18 protein-coding genes are annotated in these 16,586 nt (G+C 61.3%); 9 read left to right on the top strand and 9 right to left on the bottom strand.

What is annotated here, in order from left to right; translation table 11 throughout:
* The first annotated feature begins 33 nt into the window (after positions 1–33).
* Both der and smpB read left to right on the top strand, forming a co-directional pair.
* The gene (der, locus tag SYN60AY4M2_RS02115; RefSeq protein WP_011430082.1) at positions 34–1,413 is read left to right on the top strand and encodes a ribosome biogenesis GTPase Der; all 1,380 of its coding nucleotides are present in this window, start codon (positions 34–36) and stop codon (positions 1,411–1,413) included.
* A 35-nt stretch (positions 1,414–1,448) separates the two neighbouring features.
* Entirely contained in the window at positions 1,449–1,913 is a 465-nt protein-coding gene (gene smpB / locus SYN60AY4M2_RS02110) for an SsrA-binding protein SmpB (RefSeq protein ID WP_011430083.1), read from the top strand.
* 185 nt (positions 1,914–2,098) lie between these two features.
* On the opposite strand, the gene SYN60AY4M2_RS02105 is transcribed toward smpB, so the two are convergent.
* The 3 genes from SYN60AY4M2_RS02105 to SYN60AY4M2_RS02095 form a co-directional block, all read right to left on the bottom strand.
* Positions 2,099–2,701, bottom strand: a complete 603-nt coding sequence (locus tag SYN60AY4M2_RS02105; protein ID WP_011430084.1) for a glutathione S-transferase family protein — start codon at positions 2,699–2,701, stop codon at positions 2,099–2,101.
* Positions 2,702–2,772: 71 nt separating this feature from the next.
* Positions 2,773–3,849: a GTPase Era gene (gene era, locus SYN60AY4M2_RS02100; RefSeq protein WP_099812189.1), complete on the bottom strand. Its 1,077-nt coding sequence runs from the start codon at positions 3,847–3,849 to the stop codon at positions 2,773–2,775.
* An 8-nt stretch (positions 3,850–3,857) separates the two neighbouring features.
* Positions 3,858–5,597, bottom strand: a complete 1,740-nt coding sequence (locus tag SYN60AY4M2_RS02095; RefSeq protein WP_011430086.1) for a SpoIID/LytB domain-containing protein — start codon at positions 5,595–5,597, stop codon at positions 3,858–3,860.
* Positions 5,598–5,663: 66 nt separating this feature from the next.
* Here SYN60AY4M2_RS02095 and SYN60AY4M2_RS02090 point away from each other — a divergent pair, with 66 nt between their 5' ends.
* Positions 5,664–6,095: a DUF1818 family protein gene (locus SYN60AY4M2_RS02090; RefSeq protein ID WP_049749741.1), complete on the top strand. Its 432-nt coding sequence runs from the start codon at positions 5,664–5,666 to the stop codon at positions 6,093–6,095.
* A 58-nt stretch (positions 6,096–6,153) separates the two neighbouring features.
* Here the strand turns inward: SYN60AY4M2_RS02090 and SYN60AY4M2_RS02085 are convergent, their stop codons facing one another.
* The gene (locus tag SYN60AY4M2_RS02085; protein WP_099812188.1) at positions 6,154–6,564 is read right to left on the bottom strand and encodes a hypothetical protein; all 411 of its coding nucleotides are present in this window, start codon (positions 6,562–6,564) and stop codon (positions 6,154–6,156) included.
* A gap of 53 nt (positions 6,565–6,617) precedes the next feature.
* A complete protein-coding gene (locus tag SYN60AY4M2_RS02080) occupies positions 6,618–7,613 on the bottom strand; it encodes an AAA family ATPase (RefSeq protein WP_011430088.1) in 996 nt (331 codons plus the stop codon).
* A gap of 129 nt (positions 7,614–7,742) precedes the next feature.
* Here SYN60AY4M2_RS02080 and SYN60AY4M2_RS02075 point away from each other — a divergent pair, with 129 nt between their 5' ends.
* The 3 genes from SYN60AY4M2_RS02075 (at position 7,743) to SYN60AY4M2_RS02065 (ending at position 10,972) form a co-directional block, all read left to right on the top strand.
* Positions 7,743–8,183 (top strand): Rrf2 family transcriptional regulator, encoded by a 441-nt coding sequence (locus SYN60AY4M2_RS02075; RefSeq protein ID WP_011430089.1) that lies wholly within the window; start codon positions 7,743–7,745, stop codon positions 8,181–8,183.
* 153 nt (positions 8,184–8,336) lie between these two features.
* A complete protein-coding gene (locus SYN60AY4M2_RS02070; protein WP_011430091.1) occupies positions 8,337–9,251 on the top strand; it encodes a S1 RNA-binding domain-containing protein in 915 nt (304 codons plus the stop codon).
* Positions 9,252–9,751: 500 nt separating this feature from the next.
* A complete protein-coding gene (locus SYN60AY4M2_RS02065) occupies positions 9,752–10,972 on the top strand; it encodes an S-layer homology domain-containing protein (RefSeq protein ID WP_099812187.1) in 1,221 nt (406 codons plus the stop codon).
* 157 nt (positions 10,973–11,129) lie between these two features.
* On the opposite strand, the gene SYN60AY4M2_RS02060 is transcribed toward SYN60AY4M2_RS02065, so the two are convergent.
* Positions 11,130–11,771, bottom strand: a complete 642-nt coding sequence (locus SYN60AY4M2_RS02060; protein WP_011430093.1) for an exopolysaccharide biosynthesis protein — start codon at positions 11,769–11,771, stop codon at positions 11,130–11,132.
* Positions 11,772–11,964: 193 nt separating this feature from the next.
* Here SYN60AY4M2_RS02060 and SYN60AY4M2_RS02055 point away from each other — a divergent pair, with 193 nt between their 5' ends.
* Positions 11,965–12,357, top strand: coding sequence for a hypothetical protein (locus SYN60AY4M2_RS02055; protein WP_041438250.1), 393 nt, complete (start codon positions 11,965–11,967; stop codon positions 12,355–12,357).
* Here SYN60AY4M2_RS02055 and SYN60AY4M2_RS02050 read toward each other — a convergent pair.
* Together SYN60AY4M2_RS02050 and SYN60AY4M2_RS02045 are read right to left on the bottom strand one after the other, a co-directional pair.
* Positions 12,336–13,082: a GvpL/GvpF family gas vesicle protein gene (locus tag SYN60AY4M2_RS02050; RefSeq protein ID WP_041438253.1), complete on the bottom strand. Its 747-nt coding sequence runs from the start codon at positions 13,080–13,082 to the stop codon at positions 12,336–12,338. The genes SYN60AY4M2_RS02055 and SYN60AY4M2_RS02050 overlap by 22 nt on opposite strands.
* Positions 13,060–14,181: an NDP-sugar synthase gene (locus SYN60AY4M2_RS02045; protein ID WP_011430095.1), complete on the bottom strand. Its 1,122-nt coding sequence runs from the start codon at positions 14,179–14,181 to the stop codon at positions 13,060–13,062. The genes SYN60AY4M2_RS02050 and SYN60AY4M2_RS02045 overlap by 23 nt, the downstream gene beginning before the upstream one ends.
* A gap of 262 nt (positions 14,182–14,443) precedes the next feature.
* Here SYN60AY4M2_RS02045 and hisG point away from each other — a divergent pair, with 262 nt between their 5' ends.
* Both hisG and SYN60AY4M2_RS02035 read left to right on the top strand, forming a co-directional pair.
* Entirely contained in the window at positions 14,444–15,193 is a 750-nt protein-coding gene (gene hisG / locus SYN60AY4M2_RS02040) for an ATP phosphoribosyltransferase (RefSeq protein ID WP_240527875.1), read from the top strand.
* Between the two features lie 199 nt (positions 15,194–15,392).
* Positions 15,393–16,187 carry a photosystem II manganese-stabilizing polypeptide gene (locus SYN60AY4M2_RS02035; protein ID WP_011430097.1) on the top strand — a complete coding sequence of 265 codons (795 nt, stop codon included), beginning with the start codon at positions 15,393–15,395 and terminating at the stop codon, positions 16,185–16,187.
* A 73-nt stretch (positions 16,188–16,260) separates the two neighbouring features.
* Here SYN60AY4M2_RS02035 and SYN60AY4M2_RS02030 read toward each other — a convergent pair.
* Positions 16,261–16,586: zinc ribbon domain-containing protein (locus SYN60AY4M2_RS02030; RefSeq protein WP_143597310.1), on the bottom strand; the 326-nt coding region annotated here is incomplete at its 5' end.

Genomic DNA, 16,586 nt, shown 5'->3' with positions numbered 1-16,586 from the left:
AAGTCTGGGTTCGGCTTTTTGGCAAGCGGAGCAGTGGCTTTACCCCTTGTAGCCGTTGTGGGTCGCCCCAACGTGGGCAAATCCAGCCTCGTCAACCGCCTGGCGGGGGTGCGCTCGGCCATTGTCCACGACGAGCCGGGCATCACGCGGGATCGCCTCTACCAAGAGGTGGAGTGGAACGGGCGCCGCCTGCGGGTGGTGGATACCGGCGGCCTGGTCTTCGGCGACGACAGCGAGTTTTTGCCCCACATCCGTCAGCAGGCCATGGCGGCGATGGCCGAGGCCCACGCTGTAATCTTTGTGGTGGATGGCCGCGAGGGGCTGACCCCTGCTGACAAAGAATTGGCCGATTGGCTGCGCAGACAACCCCTGCCGGTGGTGGTGGCCGTCAACAAGTGCGAGTCGGGGCAACTGGGCCTGGCGCAGGCGGCGGCTTTTTGGGAGTTGGGGCTGGGGGAGCCGATCCCTTGTTCTGCCGTCCACGGCAATGGGGTAGCCGAGCTGTTGGAGGCGGTGCTGCCTCACTTGCCCGAAGTGGCCCAAGAAGCCGCAGATGAGCCGGATCCCATCGCCGTGGCCATTGTAGGGCGGCCCAACGTAGGCAAGTCCAGCCTGCTCAACCGCCTGGTGGGATCTGAGCGGGCCATTGTCAGCCCCATTGCTGGCACCACCCGCGATGCCGTTGACACCCTGGTGGAGTGGGAGGGGCAGAGCTATCGTCTCATCGACACGGCTGGGATCCGCAGAAAAAGCCGGGTGGAATATGGGGTGGAGTTTTTCAGCATTAACCGCGCCTTCAAAGCCATCCAGCGCTCGGACGTGGTGCTGCTGGTCATTGACGCCCTGGAGGGGGTAACCGAGCAGGATCAGCGGTTGGCTGGCCGCATCGAAGAAGAAGGCCGCGCCTGCATCATCGTTGTCAACAAGTGGGACGCGGTGGAAAACAAAGATACTCACACCATTAACGAGTACACCCGCGAGATCCGCGAGCGGCTTTATTTCATTGACTGGGCACCCCTGTTGTTTGTCAGCGCCCTCACGGGGCAGCGCACCCACAAGATCTTTGCCGAGGTCAACACAGCGGTAGCCGCCCATCGCAAGCGCATCGCCACCTCCGTGGTCAATGAAGTTCTCCAGGATGCCCTCGCCTGGCAGTCACCCCCCGCCAACCGCCAGGGCAAGCAGGGCAAAATCTACTACGGCACCCAGGTGGCGGAGCGGCCTCCCACCTTTCTCCTGTTTGTCAACGATCCCGATCTGTTCAAAGAGAACTACCGCCGCTACCTGGAAAAGCACTTCCGGCAAAACCTCGACTTCACCGGTACCCCCATTCGCTTTCGCTGGCGCAGCAAATCCGAGCGCCTGGTGGGACGGGCAGTGCAAAAATTGGAGGGTTCCCTGGCCTCTCGTTAGGCCCTCTGGTGGACGAAGCTCTCTTCTGAAAGCGTATGGCTGTGGATCCCAACGTCAAAACCCTGGTGGAGAATCGCCGCGCCCGCTTCGAGTACGAGATCTTGGAGACCTACGAAGCCGGGATCCAACTGACCGGCACAGAGGTAAAGTCCATCCGAGCGGGCAAAGCCAACTTGCAAGACGCTTTTGCCCTCTTTCGCGATGGCGAGGCCTGGCTGCACAACTTGCATGTTGCCCCCCACGGAACTGCCAGCAAGGTGTTTAACCACGACCCGACCCGCCGCCGCAAGCTGTTGTTGCACCGCCGCGAGATCGACCGGCTGCGGGGCCTGGTGGAGCAAAAAGGCCTGACTGTGGTTCCCCTGCGGCTGGTGCTCAACCGCGGCTGGATCAAGGCTCACCTGGGCGTGGCCCGCGGCAAAAAGCTCCACGACAAGCGACAAGCAATTAAGGAACGGGAGACGCGGCGGGAGATCCAGCGGGAGCTCAAGGGGCGCTAGGGCCCGACAAGCTCCTGGCAGCTCCTATTTTCCGAGGGGGGTGGCCCAAAGCCGCTGGAGCCCTTCGTGGCAACAATTTCCAGTTTTCCTCTCCCTCAGGGAGAGGGGCTGGGAGTGAGAAATCCTCCGCTAGGATTGGAAGCGAGATCCGACTCGGTCGGCTGCAAAGGCACCACTGGGAAATTCTAGGCGCCGGGGAGAGGAAAGAAGCGGTCGGTGGCCTTGACCCGCTCACACCAGGCGCGGATGTTGGGGAAGGGCTTGAGGTCAAACCCGCCCTGCTCGGCCACATGGGTATAGGTAAACAGGGCCAGATCGGCGATGGTGTAGCGGTTGCCCACGAAGAACTCCTTCTCCCGTAGGTGGCTTTCCATGATCTCCAGAGCCTCGGTACCGAGTTTCAGGTTCTGGGCAATTAGCTCGGCATTGGCCTCGGCCTGGCCGGCTCGCACCCAAAAGCGGGTGGTGGCAATGTAGCGGGCAATGCGGGTTTGTTCAAAAAGGAGCCATTTCAAGATCTCGGCCCGCTCCAGCCGCGTCTGGCCATAGAGGGGAGTGTCCTCTGCTAGGTAAACCAAGATTGCGGCTGACTCGGCCAAGACGGTGCCGTCTTCCAGCTCCAAAGCCGGGATCTGCCCCAGGGGGTTCTTGGCCAGGTACTCGGGGCGGCGATTTTCTCCGACCCTGGAGTTGACCTCAACCGTCTCGTAAGGGATCCCCAACTGTTTGAGAAGCAGCTCTACTTTGTAGCAATTCCCGGAGGTCGGGATCCCATACAGTCGCAGCATTGCCGTTAACCTCAACGTGCAGCATCCCCATCAATACCACCAGATAGCTCAACCTCAGCCACAAAACCCCTTCACGTTTCAACGCGGTAGCCGAAGTCGCGCAGCAGGTGCTCGGAGCGCCGCCAGTGGGGCCGCACCTTGACGAACAGCTCCAGGTACACCTTGCCGGCAATGAGCTTTTGAATCTGGAAGCGGGCGGCCTGGCCAATTTGCTTGAGCCTTTCCCCCCCTTTGCCGATGAGGATCCCTTTTTGCGAGTCCCGCTCCACGTAGAGGGTGGCCAGGACGCGGGTAACCTTGGGGGTTTCCTCCACCTGGTCGATGGTGACGGCCACCGAGTGGGGCACCTCCTCGCGGGTGTGCAAGAGAACTTGCTCGCGGATCAACTCCGCCATGATAAACCGCTCCGGCTGATCCGTCACCAGATCCGGGGGATAGTAGTAGGGCCCAGGGGGCAGCAGGTCGACGGTGGCCTGGATGAGGGGCGCCAAGCTGCCGGGATCCAACGCCGACACCCAGACGACGGGGGCACCGGGGCGCAGGGCTTGGTAGCTCTCTTGGTGGGCCTGGCGCGCGGCAGACTCTTTGGGCAGCAGATCGGCTTTGTTGCAGACGAGGATGCAGGGGGTCGCGCTGGGGATCCGCTCGGCGATAAAAGCATCCCCCCGCCCTGGCGGCACCGAGCCATCCACCACGAAGAGGACGACATCCACGCTCCCAATGGCAGCCTGGGCGTTGTGTACCAAGATCTCCCCCAGGCGGTGGTGGGGCTTGTGGATGCCAGGGGTGTCCACCCAGATGATCTGGGCTTGCGGCAAAGAGAGGATCCCCCGCAGGCGGTTGCGGGTGGTCTGGGCCACGGGAGAAGTGATGGCGATCTTCTGGCCCACCAGAGCGTTCATCAAGGTGGACTTGCCCACATTGGGCCGCCCGATGAGCGCCGCAAATCCCGACTTAAACCCCGGTGGGGCGACCGGGATCCCCGACAGCCCCGCCTCCCCCCGGCCACCCTCTTGTCCCCTCGTGTACGGGGGGATGTAGGGGGGGGCCAGCTCTGGCGGCGCTTGGGCCGCCCCTTCCTGCCACCCTTCCTCTGGAGCGGGATCCCGAAGAGGGGGATGGCCGCGTTCCCGTCGCTCTTCTTCCATCGTGCCCCCTATCTCTGGTAGCCGGACCAGGACTGCGCCTGGCTACTGTCAAAGGCCAGGGAAACCTCAGGCAACTGCAGGGAGAGGGATCCCAGCTCGGCCAGGGTGGTGCCGGGGTAGTAAAAGGCGAGGATTTGCGCCGCGTTCAACCCCCGCCGCGCCAGGGTGTAGGCGCCGTACTGGCTCAGCCCCACCCCGTGGCCAAAGCCGCCGCCGATAAAGCGGTAGCCTGTCAGCCGCCCGCTCTGTTTCAGGGGTTCCACGCGAAACAGAGTGCTGTACAGGCGGGGAAAAGCCAGGCGCACCTGATCCTTGCGCAAAAGAATCGAGTGGAGCCCTTGGGGCGTCTGCAAGTCCACGTGCAGCGCCTGCACCCGACCACTGACCGAGCGCTCCAGGACGTGCAGCCCCTGGATGGTCATCCACTCGGGGAGAGGGATCCCGAGGTACTCTTGAGCGGCCCGCAGTTGGGCGTTTAGCTCCTCCAGCGACTGAGAAAACTCCCAGCGGAAGAGGCGCGATACCCCTGCTTCGTTGAAACCCTCCCGCCGGGCCAGAAAGGCCTTGAAGTCGCTCTCCTGCCGCAAATCGAAGGGCTGATCGGGCTGGTGGGCGATATCCACCTGCGGGCGCAGGTAGGGGCGCGGCTCTCCGTCCCAAACCTCTTCAAAGCCTGCCGAGATGCCGCCGTTGGTGGAAGAATAAACGGCATCCACCAGCTCGCCCTTGTAGGTGAGCACCAGGCCGCTGGTCTGGCGAATCGCTTCGTCGGCCCGCGGATGGGTGCCGCTCAGCCCCTTGTAAACCTGGCAGTGGGTATTGGCACAGAGGTGGTAGTCGTCGATCTGAAAGCGGTGCAGGTTCTTGAGGGCGTAGGTGCGCGCCAAAATTGCCTGGGCGGCCATGGCGGCAAAGGGGGCCCCTGGCCCCACCTCATGGGGCACCACCCCCCGTAAATAGGTTTCCAGGGGCACGGCGTTGACCACCGTATAGCTGCCGTAGGCATTGGGCTGAATGGTAATGGATCCGGCATAGTAGCGGTCGTTCACCCGCAGATAGCCGGCATCGGAGGTTACCCTCAGGCGGGTGCGATGGTAGCGAAAATGCTCATGTACCCAGCTCAGCTCCGCCCGTTCGCGCCGCTCCTGCACCTCCAGCCGCACCTGAGGGATCCCTTCTTTCTGGGCATACTGCTGAATCTGGATTAGTTGTTGGGGAGTGTAGGCGCGGCTGGCCCACACCTGCCATTCCTGCGGTTGGGCGATCTCGGTGCGGATGCCCAGAGATTCCCAGGAGTTGGCGCTGGCCTCGGCGCTCTCGAAGCTTTTGTGGCTGCTGAGGATGAGGCGGTACACGGTTTCCGGGCTGGCCAGGGCGCGGTTGACGATCCCAACCGTAACTTGTGGGAGCCGCTGCCTCTGGGTGCTGCCGTCTGCCTGGGCAAATTCCAGGGTGAGGAAAGACCCCAGCGGCGCTGCCAGCTCCACCTGATCTTGCTCAGAACGGCCAAAGCGTTGCACAATGCCCACGTGCAGGATCGGGTTTTCGGGGGTGGCCGCTGCAGACAATTGCGCTGGCAAGACAGGATCTTCGGCCTCTTTGCGAACCCCGGTCGCGTCAGCGGCACGGAGCACCAAGGCTGTCAGCAACAGGCCCAAGCCGGAAATGAGGCTGCTCTGTTTGCGCCAGCGGAGCGGAGTCCTTAAAAACCGGCGAGGTTGGGCAGTAGGAGACTGACAACTGGCCATGGCCGCTTTATCCTGACAACACACCCTGTCGATTGTACCCGCATCTTTTCTGGCCTAGCCGCAGCGATGGATGCTCCTCTCCCCTCTACCTCCCTGCTTTTTACCGGAAACGACGGTGGATTCTCGAACCTGCCTCCTCCTGCTCTACGCAAGGGATCCGGCTGGCGGTTGGGCTGGGATCCTGGGCGCTCCCCTTTTGTGGCCCTGGTGGGAGGAGAGACTTGGGCGTTGGAGCTAACCCTAGAAGAATGGCAAGCATTTGTGCAGGGGGTGTATCGTCTGCAGCAGGATATGGAAGCTGTCGCCTCCCAACTGATGGCCGAGGAGAGCATTACGCTGGAGCAGACCTTTCCTGCCCTCACGTTGGTTGCCAGTGGCAGCGCCACTGCTTGGGGCCTCTATCTCCAGTTGCACCAGGGCCGGCGGGGTGAGGGTTTCTGGCCAGCAGAAGTTGTCCCGGAGCTGTGTCGTGCCCTCGACCAATTCCAGGAGTGCTGACCCGCCGCCGCTTGCAGGTTTTGGGGAGGAACCCAAGGCAACTCAGGTCAAACTCCAATCAATTGCTGAAGAAAAGATACTTGATAAACCCTGAGGCCACCCCAACGACTAGGGCCACGATCGCGCCGCGGCTGATGAACTCCTGTTGGTCAAGCCGCTTGCTGTAGCCATCCATTTTGCCGCTTAGCTCCGCGATTTTCACTTCCAGGCTGCTACGGCTGAGGTCGATCTTGGCTTCCAGCTCGTTGCGAGTGAGGTCGATCTTGGCTTCCAGCTCGTTGCGAGCGCCTTGGATCTTGCTCTCTAGGTCGTTGCGAGTGAGGTCGATCTTGGCTTCCAGGTCGGTTTTGACCAGCCGGATCTCGCTTTTGATCTCCGTCACCTGGATTTCCAACTTGCGGTCGATTCCCTCCAGCTTTTTGTCCAAAGCCAGGATGAGGTCTTTAATTTCTTGATTGGGATCCGACATCCGCAGTTCTGCCCAAGACCGCTGGCTCCTATTATCGCCTAAGGGATCCCTCCTCAAACTGGCGGCTCAACCGTTGCCACGATGTCGCGGATGACGGCCTCTGCCTCCTGCCGTCGGTTGCTCGTCATGTCCCCAGATCCGGCCAAAGAAATGCGATGGGCCAGCACCGGCACAAACAAAGCTTGCAGATCTTCCGGTAGGCAAAAGCTCCGCCCTCTCACCAACGCCTGCGCCCGTGCTGCCCTTGCCAAGGCCAACGCCCCGCGGGTGGACACGCCGGCCCGCAACAGCCTGGAGGCACGCGTCGCCTGCACCACCTGCAGCAGATAGTCGGCCAGGGATCCATCCAGGTACACCTGATCCACCGCCGCCTGGATCTCCCGCAGCTCCGCCAGGGAAAGCACCGGCTGGAGAGCCTCCACCGGCTCTGCCTGCTGTCGCTGCAGCAGCAAAGCCCGCTCCACCTCAGGGCTGGGGTAGCCGATGGACAGCCGCACCAGAAACCGATCCAACTGGCTTTCCGGGAGGGGATAGGTGCCGTGATACTCCAAGGGGTTTTGGGTGGCCAACACCATAAAGGGACTGGGCAGCGGGTAGGTGCGGTTGTCCAGCGAAACCTGCTTTTCCGCCATTGCCTCTAGCAGGGCACTCTGGGTGCGGGGAGAGGTGCGATTGATCTCGTCGGCCAGGATGACATGGGCAAAAATGGGGCCTGGGCGAAATTCAAACTCCCCTTTCTCTTTGTTGAAAAGGGTGAGGCCAAGAATGTCAGTCGGCAAGAGGTCGCTGGTAAATTGAATTCGCTGAAACTTGGCCCCCAAGCTGCGGGCAATGGCCCGCGCCAACGTGGTTTTGCCTACTCCCGGCACGTCCTCCAGGAGGACATGGCCTTCCGCCACCAGGGCCGTCACCACGGCCTGCACCACCCGTGGCTTGCCTTGAAACACCGACTCGACGTTGGCGATCAGCTTGCCGATCTGCTGCCGCAAAGTTTGCAATCGCTCCGCCGGGATCCGCGCTGAACCGGACAGGGTGCCAACACTTGCCATAAACCACTCCCAAAGGGGCCTATTCCACCATACAGGCCCAACCCACCGGCAACCCAAAGGGGATCCCACAAAACCCCGGTGGAAAACCGGAGTATCATAGACCTGATCCTTGCAGGAAGGATGGGTATTTTGGAACTGTCTTGTAAAAGTGAGTACGCTCTCCTGGCCCTTCTGGAGTTGGCCCAGCACTACCATGACGGCCGGGTATTGCAGATTAAGGAGATCGCAGCCCACCAGTCGATTCCCGACCGCTATCTGGAGCAGTTGCTGGCCACGCTGCGCAGGCAGGGCCTGGTACGCAGCCAGCGGGGCGCCAAAGGAGGTTACTCTCTGGCTCGACCGCCCTGGCAGATCTCCCTATTGGACATCATTCAGGCCATCGAGGGAGAAGATCTCACCCGCCCCCGCGACTTGCCCAGCGGCGATCTCTCGCCGGAGCGCCAGGTGCTCTGGCAGGCTTGGCAAGATGCCCAGGCGGCAGCGGTGGGCATTCTCCAAAAAACGACCTTGCAAGACCTCTGCGACCGGCAGGCGCAACAGCAACAGGCCAGGTTGATGTACTACATCTAGAGGAAGCTGCCGGTGTCGATGCCCTGGGCTTGGCCTCCTCTCAAGAGGGTGAGTACCTCTTCCCGCCGAGGCGGACGAGAGGGGCTGGGATCCCTGTCAAGTTTTGGGTTATCCTGAAACCCATTGCCTCTTGAATTGCTTCCTTTGCATTCCATGACCTTTCGCTCCCCTCGCTCTCAGGCTGCCGATACGTTTTCTTCGGAAGATTTTGCCAAGGCTCTGGAGGCGCAAAGCCTTGACTTTCGACCGGGACAGGTGGTGCGAGGCCGCATCTTCCAGCACCAGAACGATGGGGCGCTGGTGGATATCGGCGGCAAGTCGCCGGCCTTTTTGCCCCTGAAAGAAGCCGGGATCCGCTCAGGAGAGGATTTGAGCGAGCTTTTTCCCCTCAAAAGCGAAGCCGATTTTCTCATCTTGCGAGAGGACTCGGAAGGGCAAATCGTACTCTCGGCGCGGCGGCTGCGGCTGAAGCGACTTTGGGAGGAGCTGGCCGAAAAACAGACCAACGGCCAGACGGTAACTGCCCTGGTGATCGGCACCAACAAGGGCGGGGTTCTGGTGGACGTGCAGGGGCTGCGGGGCTTTATTCCTCGCTCGCATCTCAACCAACGGGAAAATCTAGAAGAGCTGGTGGGCCAATCGCTGACCGCCAGTTTGTTGGAGGTCAACCCCGCTGCCAACAAGCTGGTGCTCTCCCAGCGAGTAGCGCGACAAGCTGAGAGCCTGGGAATCTACACCACCGGTCAGGTGGTGCGGGGCAAGGTCAGCGCCCTCAAGCCCTTCGGCGTTTTCGTGGAGCTGGAGGAGGGGGGCAGCGGGCTGTTGCCCATCAAGCAGGTCAGCCAAAGCTTTGTCGCCTCCTTATCCGACTTGTTCCAGCCCGGTCAGCCGCTCAAGGCCGTGGTCATCGATGTGGATGAGGCCAAAGGGCGGGTAGCGCTCTCTCTGCGGGTGTTGGAAAAATACCCCGGCGAGGTGTTAGAGCAACTGGCCCTCATTACCGAGGAAGCTGAAGAGCGGGCCGGCAAACTGAAGGGGAGAATCACGTCCGAGGGCAAGGTCATTTAACCCATACCGACTGCCAAGGCGCTCCTGGGCGAGCCTTCCGGATCCCTGGGCTGGGCCTCACCCAAGACTTGGCGCCGATCCCCCAATCCCGCCAGCAGCAGGGGACCTTTCGTAGCCACCGGCTGTGGAAACAGCACCCCTTATCCCTGATGCTCAGCTTCCCTCTCCTTCTGGGAGGGGGGCTGGATCCTATGTCCTGCCAGCATCAACTCCCTGGCACTGCGGAGCCCTGGGGGGCTGTTTCAAACTTGTACAGAGTGGCAATGCCGTGAACAGCAACTGAGGCTGGGGTGTTGTCTATACGCGATGCTGGCGCAACAGAGATGAAGAGATTTCCTTACCAATCCTCCGCTATTGCGTTTCCATGCAAATCTTAGGTTGGAAATGCTCAAATTAGGACACAGCAAGGGTTTTAGCTATTGCCGCCACTGAGGAAATAGCCAGAATAAGAGTAGCTATTGACCCAGCAATGGGCGCTACGACAACTTGGTGAATGCACGATGTTTCCCTCTCTGTTGACCCCACGCACAGCCGGCCTACTCCTATCGGGAGCCGCACTGGGCATCCACTGCCAGGTGGCCATGGCCGCTCCTTTTCGCGACACCTTTGGCCACTGGGCGCAAGCCTATATCGAGACCCTCTCCTCTCAAGGGGTGTTGAACGGCTTCCCGGATGGCACCTTCCGTCCCAACGAGCCGGTGACCCGCGCTCAGTTTGCCACCCTTGTCACCACTGCCTTTCGCCTTCGCAACACCTCTGGTACCTTCATCGGCTTTCGGGATGTGCCTCCCAGCCACTGGGCGGCCAATGCTATCTCCACGGCGGCAGCCAACAACTTGGTGGCCGGCTTCCCAGACGGCACCTTCCGACCCGAACAGCCCGTTACTCGCACCGAGGCGCTGGTGATCCTGACTAACGCCCTTGGCAACACGAGTGCCATCCCCGCGGCTCAGCCGAGCGAGCTGTTCAGCCGCTACCGCGACGCGGCAGCCATTCCCAACTGGGCCCTGGCACAACTTGCAGCCGCCAACCGTGCCGGCCTGATTGTCAATTACCCGGATCCTATGCTTTTGGAGCCGAACCGCCCTGCCACCCGTGCCGAGGTGGCCGCTTTTACCCACCAGGCCCTGCTCAATCGGGGATCCCTGGTGGCCCAGAACCCGAGCAGTTGGGTTTCCACCCCCCCGGCGGGCTTTGACCTGCGCCTTTCCACGCTGGCGGCGGGCACCCTGATGCAGACCACCACCCCCTTCAACGAGCGCCTCTTCATCGCCCCCAACGAAACTCGCCCCCTGTCCTTGATCGTCCGCACCCCGATTCGCAACGCCCAGGGGGACATCCTGGTGCCTTTCGGCTCGCGGGTGGATGGCCGCTTTGAGCCGGCACCGGGGGGCACGCGCTTTGTGGCAGAAAGCATCATCGCCAACAACCAACTGTTCCCCTTGGCTGCCCAATCGGATGTGATCCACGATGTTAAGGATCCTCGCTACACCACCACGGGCAAAATCATCCAAGATGCGGCCATCGGCGCGGCAGCGGGCGCCATTCTCGGCTTGGTGACCGGCGACAATGCCATTGCCACAGAAGAAGTGCTGGGGGCTGGGGTGGCCGGAGCGGTGATCGGCAACGTCACGGCGCCACAGGTGGTAGTTTTGGATCCCAACCAGGTGATCGAGCTGCGCCTCACCCAGGATCTGGCGCTGGTCCCTCAATCCCGCTAGCGGCGCGGGGGTGTCCGTTGCAACAAGACACAGGCGATACAACTTCGTCACCGTCTTTCCATCGGTGAAGCTGGGCGTTGCCTCGATCCCCAACTCCGTATCCCCCCGTACACGGGGGGATATAGGGGGGGCCGGGGTTGGGAGTGAGGGCAAAAGGCTATCTTCTCAGCCAATCCAACAGAGTCGTTCCCCCCAGCCACAGGCCCACCAAAATGGAAGTGGTCAGCAGCCCCGCCGCCACACAGATCAGGGATCCCAAGCTGCACAGGATCCCGTCCTCTTCGAGGAGGCCAAAGGCGGTGACGAAGACCCCCATCGCCGGCAGGGTGTTGGTGCCGGGCACGGGAATGATCATGGAAATACCCATCAAGCTGATCAAGGTGCTCAGCCAGACCTGGCCCAGGCGGCTGGTGCAGACTGGTTGCCAACGGGGGCAGGCAACTTTTTCAATGCGCTGCAACCACGGGATCCCGGCCTGCACCCACTTTTGAAATTGCTTCCGTTCAATGGATGTCTGCAGCACCCATGGCGGCAGCCAGGGGGTGGTTCGCCCCGCCAGCATTTGTAGGGCCAGCAGCAGAATAACCACGCCAAAGGGAGTGGAATAGCCAGGAGCTGGCAGAGGCAGAGCAGAAGGGAAGGAGAGCACCGCCAAAAACAAGCCAAAGCTGCGCTCGCCCGCCAGTTTGAGAATCTCTTCAAGGCGGATGGGTGGGGATCCCTCTGGGTAAGGCTCGGGCTGCTCTGGATGGGCGGGAAGGCAGGCAAATCGGGCCAGCTCTTGCGATAGACGAGCCATAGGGGGGGGGCTGCAAACGGTTTGGGAGCCAACGATAGCCTACTGCAAATCCAAGGTTTGTTGGATATCTTGAACAAAGGGGTGGTCTTGGAGGGGTAAGATGAGCGGCGAAGCGCTGGGCAAAAGGTTGGCTAGCGGTAGCCTTGGAGAAGGTCTGGGGAAGCGTGCTCCGCTCAGCAAGGGAATAGGCAGGTTGGGGGGGACGCTGTTGCTGGGATCCCTGTTGGTGGCAGGGCGCGGTGTGGCCCTGGCCGAAGCGCAGTTGGAGGTGGGTACCTCCACCACCTTGCCCCCGCAGGCGGCGCCGCCGGTGTTGCCTCCCCCGCCGGTGGGAGTTCGACAAATTAGAGAGGATACCGATCCTGAGCAAACCGCCGATATGCCCCTTTCCCTTCTGGCCGAGCAGGTGCTGGAGGCGGTGTGCGAAGCGCAAATCGATCCCCAACGGGCCCTGGCCCTCATGCCCGACCTGAGCGAGTCCCACATCCGCGCTGCCTGTCCCAAGCGGCTGGCCCCCCAGTCCCTCCGTAGACGGGGGGATATAGGGGGGGGAGTACAGGCCGGTCAAAGCTTGGCGAAATTGTAGGGAGCGGTGAAATTGTTGTAGCGAATGCGCAGCCGTCCCTGAAAGGCTCGATCCAGCTCCTCCACTTTTTGGGCAAAAGCCGGCTCATCTTCCCAGTTGATGAGAAACGAGCTGTTGTAGGCCATGTTTTCCGTAAGCAGCTCTCCCTCGACGCGATCGCTGGCCAGAGAGCCGAGGGCGGCTGTGAAGGTTTGGGCAATGTGTTGGCGCCGTTGCTCCAGCATTTGCTCCAGAGCCTGCCCAATTTCCACTACTGCATCTAGCCCCAAGGGGGTGCCAGCCATCTCGTCCCGCCGGGCTTTCAGGGCCGGGTTTTCCTCTAGCCCCAATTGGAGCTCTTGCTGGGGATCCCAGAAGACTTTTACCCCCACCTCCCGTTTGCCCTCCAGGCGCTGCAGCAGGGCCAGCAGATCGGCCAGGTGCGGTTTGATCAAATCCTGCTCTACCTGATCCCAGCCGCTCACCACCAGGCCAAATTGCAGCGGCAGCAGGGCGCGGTATCCCTCGCTCATCACGGTTTCTAGGACAGCTTCGTGGGCCAGCAGATTGGCCCGGCTGGCCAAGTAGCGCTCCTGGCGAGCCTGGGAATAGAGAAAGGCCAAAGATCCCAGCACGTGAATCCCCACCGGCTGCTTGTCCAGCCCCACCACATTCAGGTGGCGCGGGCCGGGGGCAGCGACGATCCCGTAGAGATAGAGGGTGCTATTGGGATTTGCCGTTGGCATGGCTGCGAGCATCTCCGATCAACCAGGTGAGGTTGGACTCTTCCGTGTCGATGGCATTGCCATCGGAGGAAATACAGTAGCGACCCATCACCATCTGGTGGCGCAGGGTAACTCCTGCAGCGATTTGGGTGTAGTTGAAGATGAGGCTGCCATCCAGCGTACACCCTTCGTTCAACACACAGCCGTAGCCAATGGCTGTGGGGCCGATGAGCTTCACCCCGTCTGCCAGGTAAGTGCTGGCCCCAATGTAGACCGGCGGCTCGATATGGATGCGATCCCAGTTGGCGCGGATGTTGATCCCCGTCCAGACGCCGGGCCGAATCTGGATCCCGGGCACCTTGACCCCCTTGATCTCGCCGCGCAGCACCTTCTGTACCGCCAGCCAGTAGTCAGGGGTACGGCCAATGTCCACCCACTGGAAGTCGGCCTTGAGGCCGTAGAAGGGGGCGCCGGCTTTCACCAAGGCGGGGAAGAGATCGCTGCCGATGTCATAGGGGCAGCCGGGGGGGATGTAGTCCAGGACTTCTGGCTCGAACACGTAGATGCCGGTGTTGATGGTGTTGCTGAGGGCCTCTTCCTGCCTGGGTTTTTCTTGGAAGGCGGTGACCCGGCCCGTCGCATCGGTTACCACCACGCCATAGCTGGAGACTTGGCTGGGATCCACCTCTCGCAACACCACCGTGGCCAATGCCCCCTTAGATTTGTGAAAGTTGACCACCTGGGTCAGGTTGAGGTCGATCAGGGCATCGCCGCAGAGCACCACGAAGGTGCTGTCGAAAAAACCGGAAAAATCCTGGATCTTGCGCATGCCACCGGCGGATCCCAGGGGTTCGGCCACCGGCTGGCCGTTCTCGAAGTGGCCCTCGAAGGAAAAGCCGATGTGTACTCCCCACTGCTGGCCATCGCGAAAGTAGTCTTCGATCTGGTGAGCGAGGTGGCTGGTGTTGATCATGATTTGGTCGAACCCATGTTCCCGCAGCAGCTCCACCAAGAACTCCATGACCGGCTTGTGCAAAATCGGGATCATCGGCTTGGGCATCATGTAGGTGATGGGCCGTACCCGCGTCCCTTTGCCGGCTGCCAGGATCATGGCTTTCATGCCGTCCTCTCTCCTCCGGGTCTATCGTCTCCTGACTTTATCATCCCAGGATCGGCAGTCTGGATAACAGAAGAGGGTTTTCGCTCTGGGCTGGCCCCCCAGTCCCCCCGTGTACGGGGGGATAGAGGGGGGAATCGCCGCCAAGAGGCCGATCCTCTACAATCGAGGGGAAGCAACGCCCGCAACTGCTCTGCCGCTGTCAAGGCTTGACTCTCTATCTAGCCCTGGCAAGAGCAGGGATCCCGGACATCCTTCTATGTCGATGGCTTTCGGCCTCAGCCCCGCCCCGCATCCCGATACCCCAGGTTGCCGTTCCGCCGGCCAGCCGATCACCATTGCCCTGGCCAAGGGAGCCTTGCTGGCCGACGCTATCCTCTGCTTGCAACAGGTGGGGATCGATTTCAGTCGCTTTTTGGATCCCGGCAACCGCCTGCTGCGGATTGAATCGCCCACCCAGCTCAACGGGCAACGCTACGAGGCGCTGCTGGTGCGCAACCACGACGTGCCGGTGTATGTGGAGTACGGCCAGGCCCAACTGGGCATCGTCGGCTACGACGTCTTGCGGGAGCGCTATGCCGGCAGCGAGGTGCGAGTGGCCCACCTGCTGGATCTGAAGTTCGGCCACTGTCGCATGTCGGTGGCTCTTCGCCAAGAAAGTCCCTACACCTCGGCGGCCCAGTTGCCTCCCCATGCCCGCGTGGCTTCCAAGTTTGTCGGCTGCGCCCGCGAGTATTTTGACCGGTTGGATTTGCCGGTGGAAATTATCTCCCTCTACGGCTCAGTGGAACTGGCTCCCATCACCGGCATGGCCGATGCGATTGTGGACTTGGTGGCCACCGGACGTACCCTGAGGGAAAACGGCCTGGTGGAACGGGACTGCCTTTTCGAGAGCACCGCCCGCTTGATCGCCCATCCCACCAGCTACCGCGTCAACCAACAGCCCATCGGCGAGCTGGTGAACCAAATTCGGGAGCGCTGGCTGGGATCCCTGGTGGCGAGTGGCCCGCTTTGAGGGGGCCGCGAGGTCTTTGTAGAAGGGCAGGGGTCGGCAATCCAAGAAGTAGGAAAACGCAGCTACCCGACAGCTCTGCCTGGCCAGGAAACTTCTGCAAGCCCGGCCAAAGAGGGGATCACTATTGCGTACAATAGGGGCATTCGGGCTTATTTTCCCCAGCAGCATTGAGATTAAAACAGGTTTTTCGAGGTTGATTATGCGGTACCGTCCACTACTCGCCATCCTGTTGGCGCTCTGTTTGAGCGTCTTCGCCCTGCCGGCGGAGGCGGCCAAGGCCCCCTTAACCTACGACCAGATCCGCAACACCGGCAAGGCGGCCATATGCCCTTCCGTCTCGGACGATGCCCGCGGCCGCATCGAGGTGCCCAAGGGGGGATCCCTAAAGTTGACAGACGTCTGCTTCCAGCCGGTGCAAATTGAGGTGGAAGAAGAGAAACGGAACGGGGAAAAAGAGTTTATCAAGGCCAAAAACATCATGATCTCGGCAGCCACGCTGGGGCCGATTAAGGCTGAGGTCACCCCCAAAGACGGCGGGTTGGAGCTCAAAGTGGTGGACGGGATCACCTTTCAGCCGACCACCGGTCAGTTGCCCCGCCGCGAGCTGGTGCCATTTTTGTTTAGCGTGAAAGATTTGGTGGCCACAGCTCAGGGCTCCGCCATTGACCCCTCGACCGACTTTGAAGGGGAGTTCTTGGTGCCCGGCTACCACACCAGCACCTTCCTCGACGCGCGCGGGCGCGGCTCTAACACCGGCTACGACACAGCCGTAGGGCTACAGGCGGCCAAGGACGACTTCGCCACCAACCGCAAGGTGGACGAGGTTTCGCGGGGGAAACTGTCGCTGCGCATTGCCCGCGTGGATCCCAGCACGGGAGAGATGGGCGGCTCCTTCGTTAGCATTCAGCAGTCCAGCACCGAGCAAGGGGCACTGGAACCCCGCACCGTCCGTGTCCAGGGCTTGTTCTATGCCCGCCTGGCGCCGGAGTCTTGAAGAGAGCAAATTTTGGGCTTGAGGGGGCAGGGATCCGGTCGATCCCTGCTCACTCCTGTTGATACTGATACATTTACGCTGAACACTGCTGAGCATTACTGCTCAGCGGTGAAGCGATAGCATTCTGTCCGTTTCCGTTGTCACTACGCGATGCTGACGCGACCGCGTTAGTGGGACGGAGTCCGAACAGAAAGGCGGTATCCCGCACAGCCCTGAGCATAACACCCAGAGCGCCTTGCCAATCTCGTGGTAGCCTATGGTTGCACTTTGGGCATCTAAACACCTTTGCGCCACCCAACTTAGTGTGGATGTGCCCGCACTTGGTACAGGTTTTGCTGGTGTACGCTTCCGATACTTCCACGACAACCACGTTTTTCTTCTTGGCTTGAAACTTCAGGA

The organism is Synechococcus sp. 60AY4M2 (assembly GCF_002760375.1).
Lineage (GTDB): Bacteria > Cyanobacteriota > Cyanobacteriia > Thermostichales > Thermostichaceae > Thermostichus.
The sequence above is the reverse complement of the archived record's forward strand: the minus strand, read 5'-3'. Positions and strand labels throughout refer to the sequence as shown.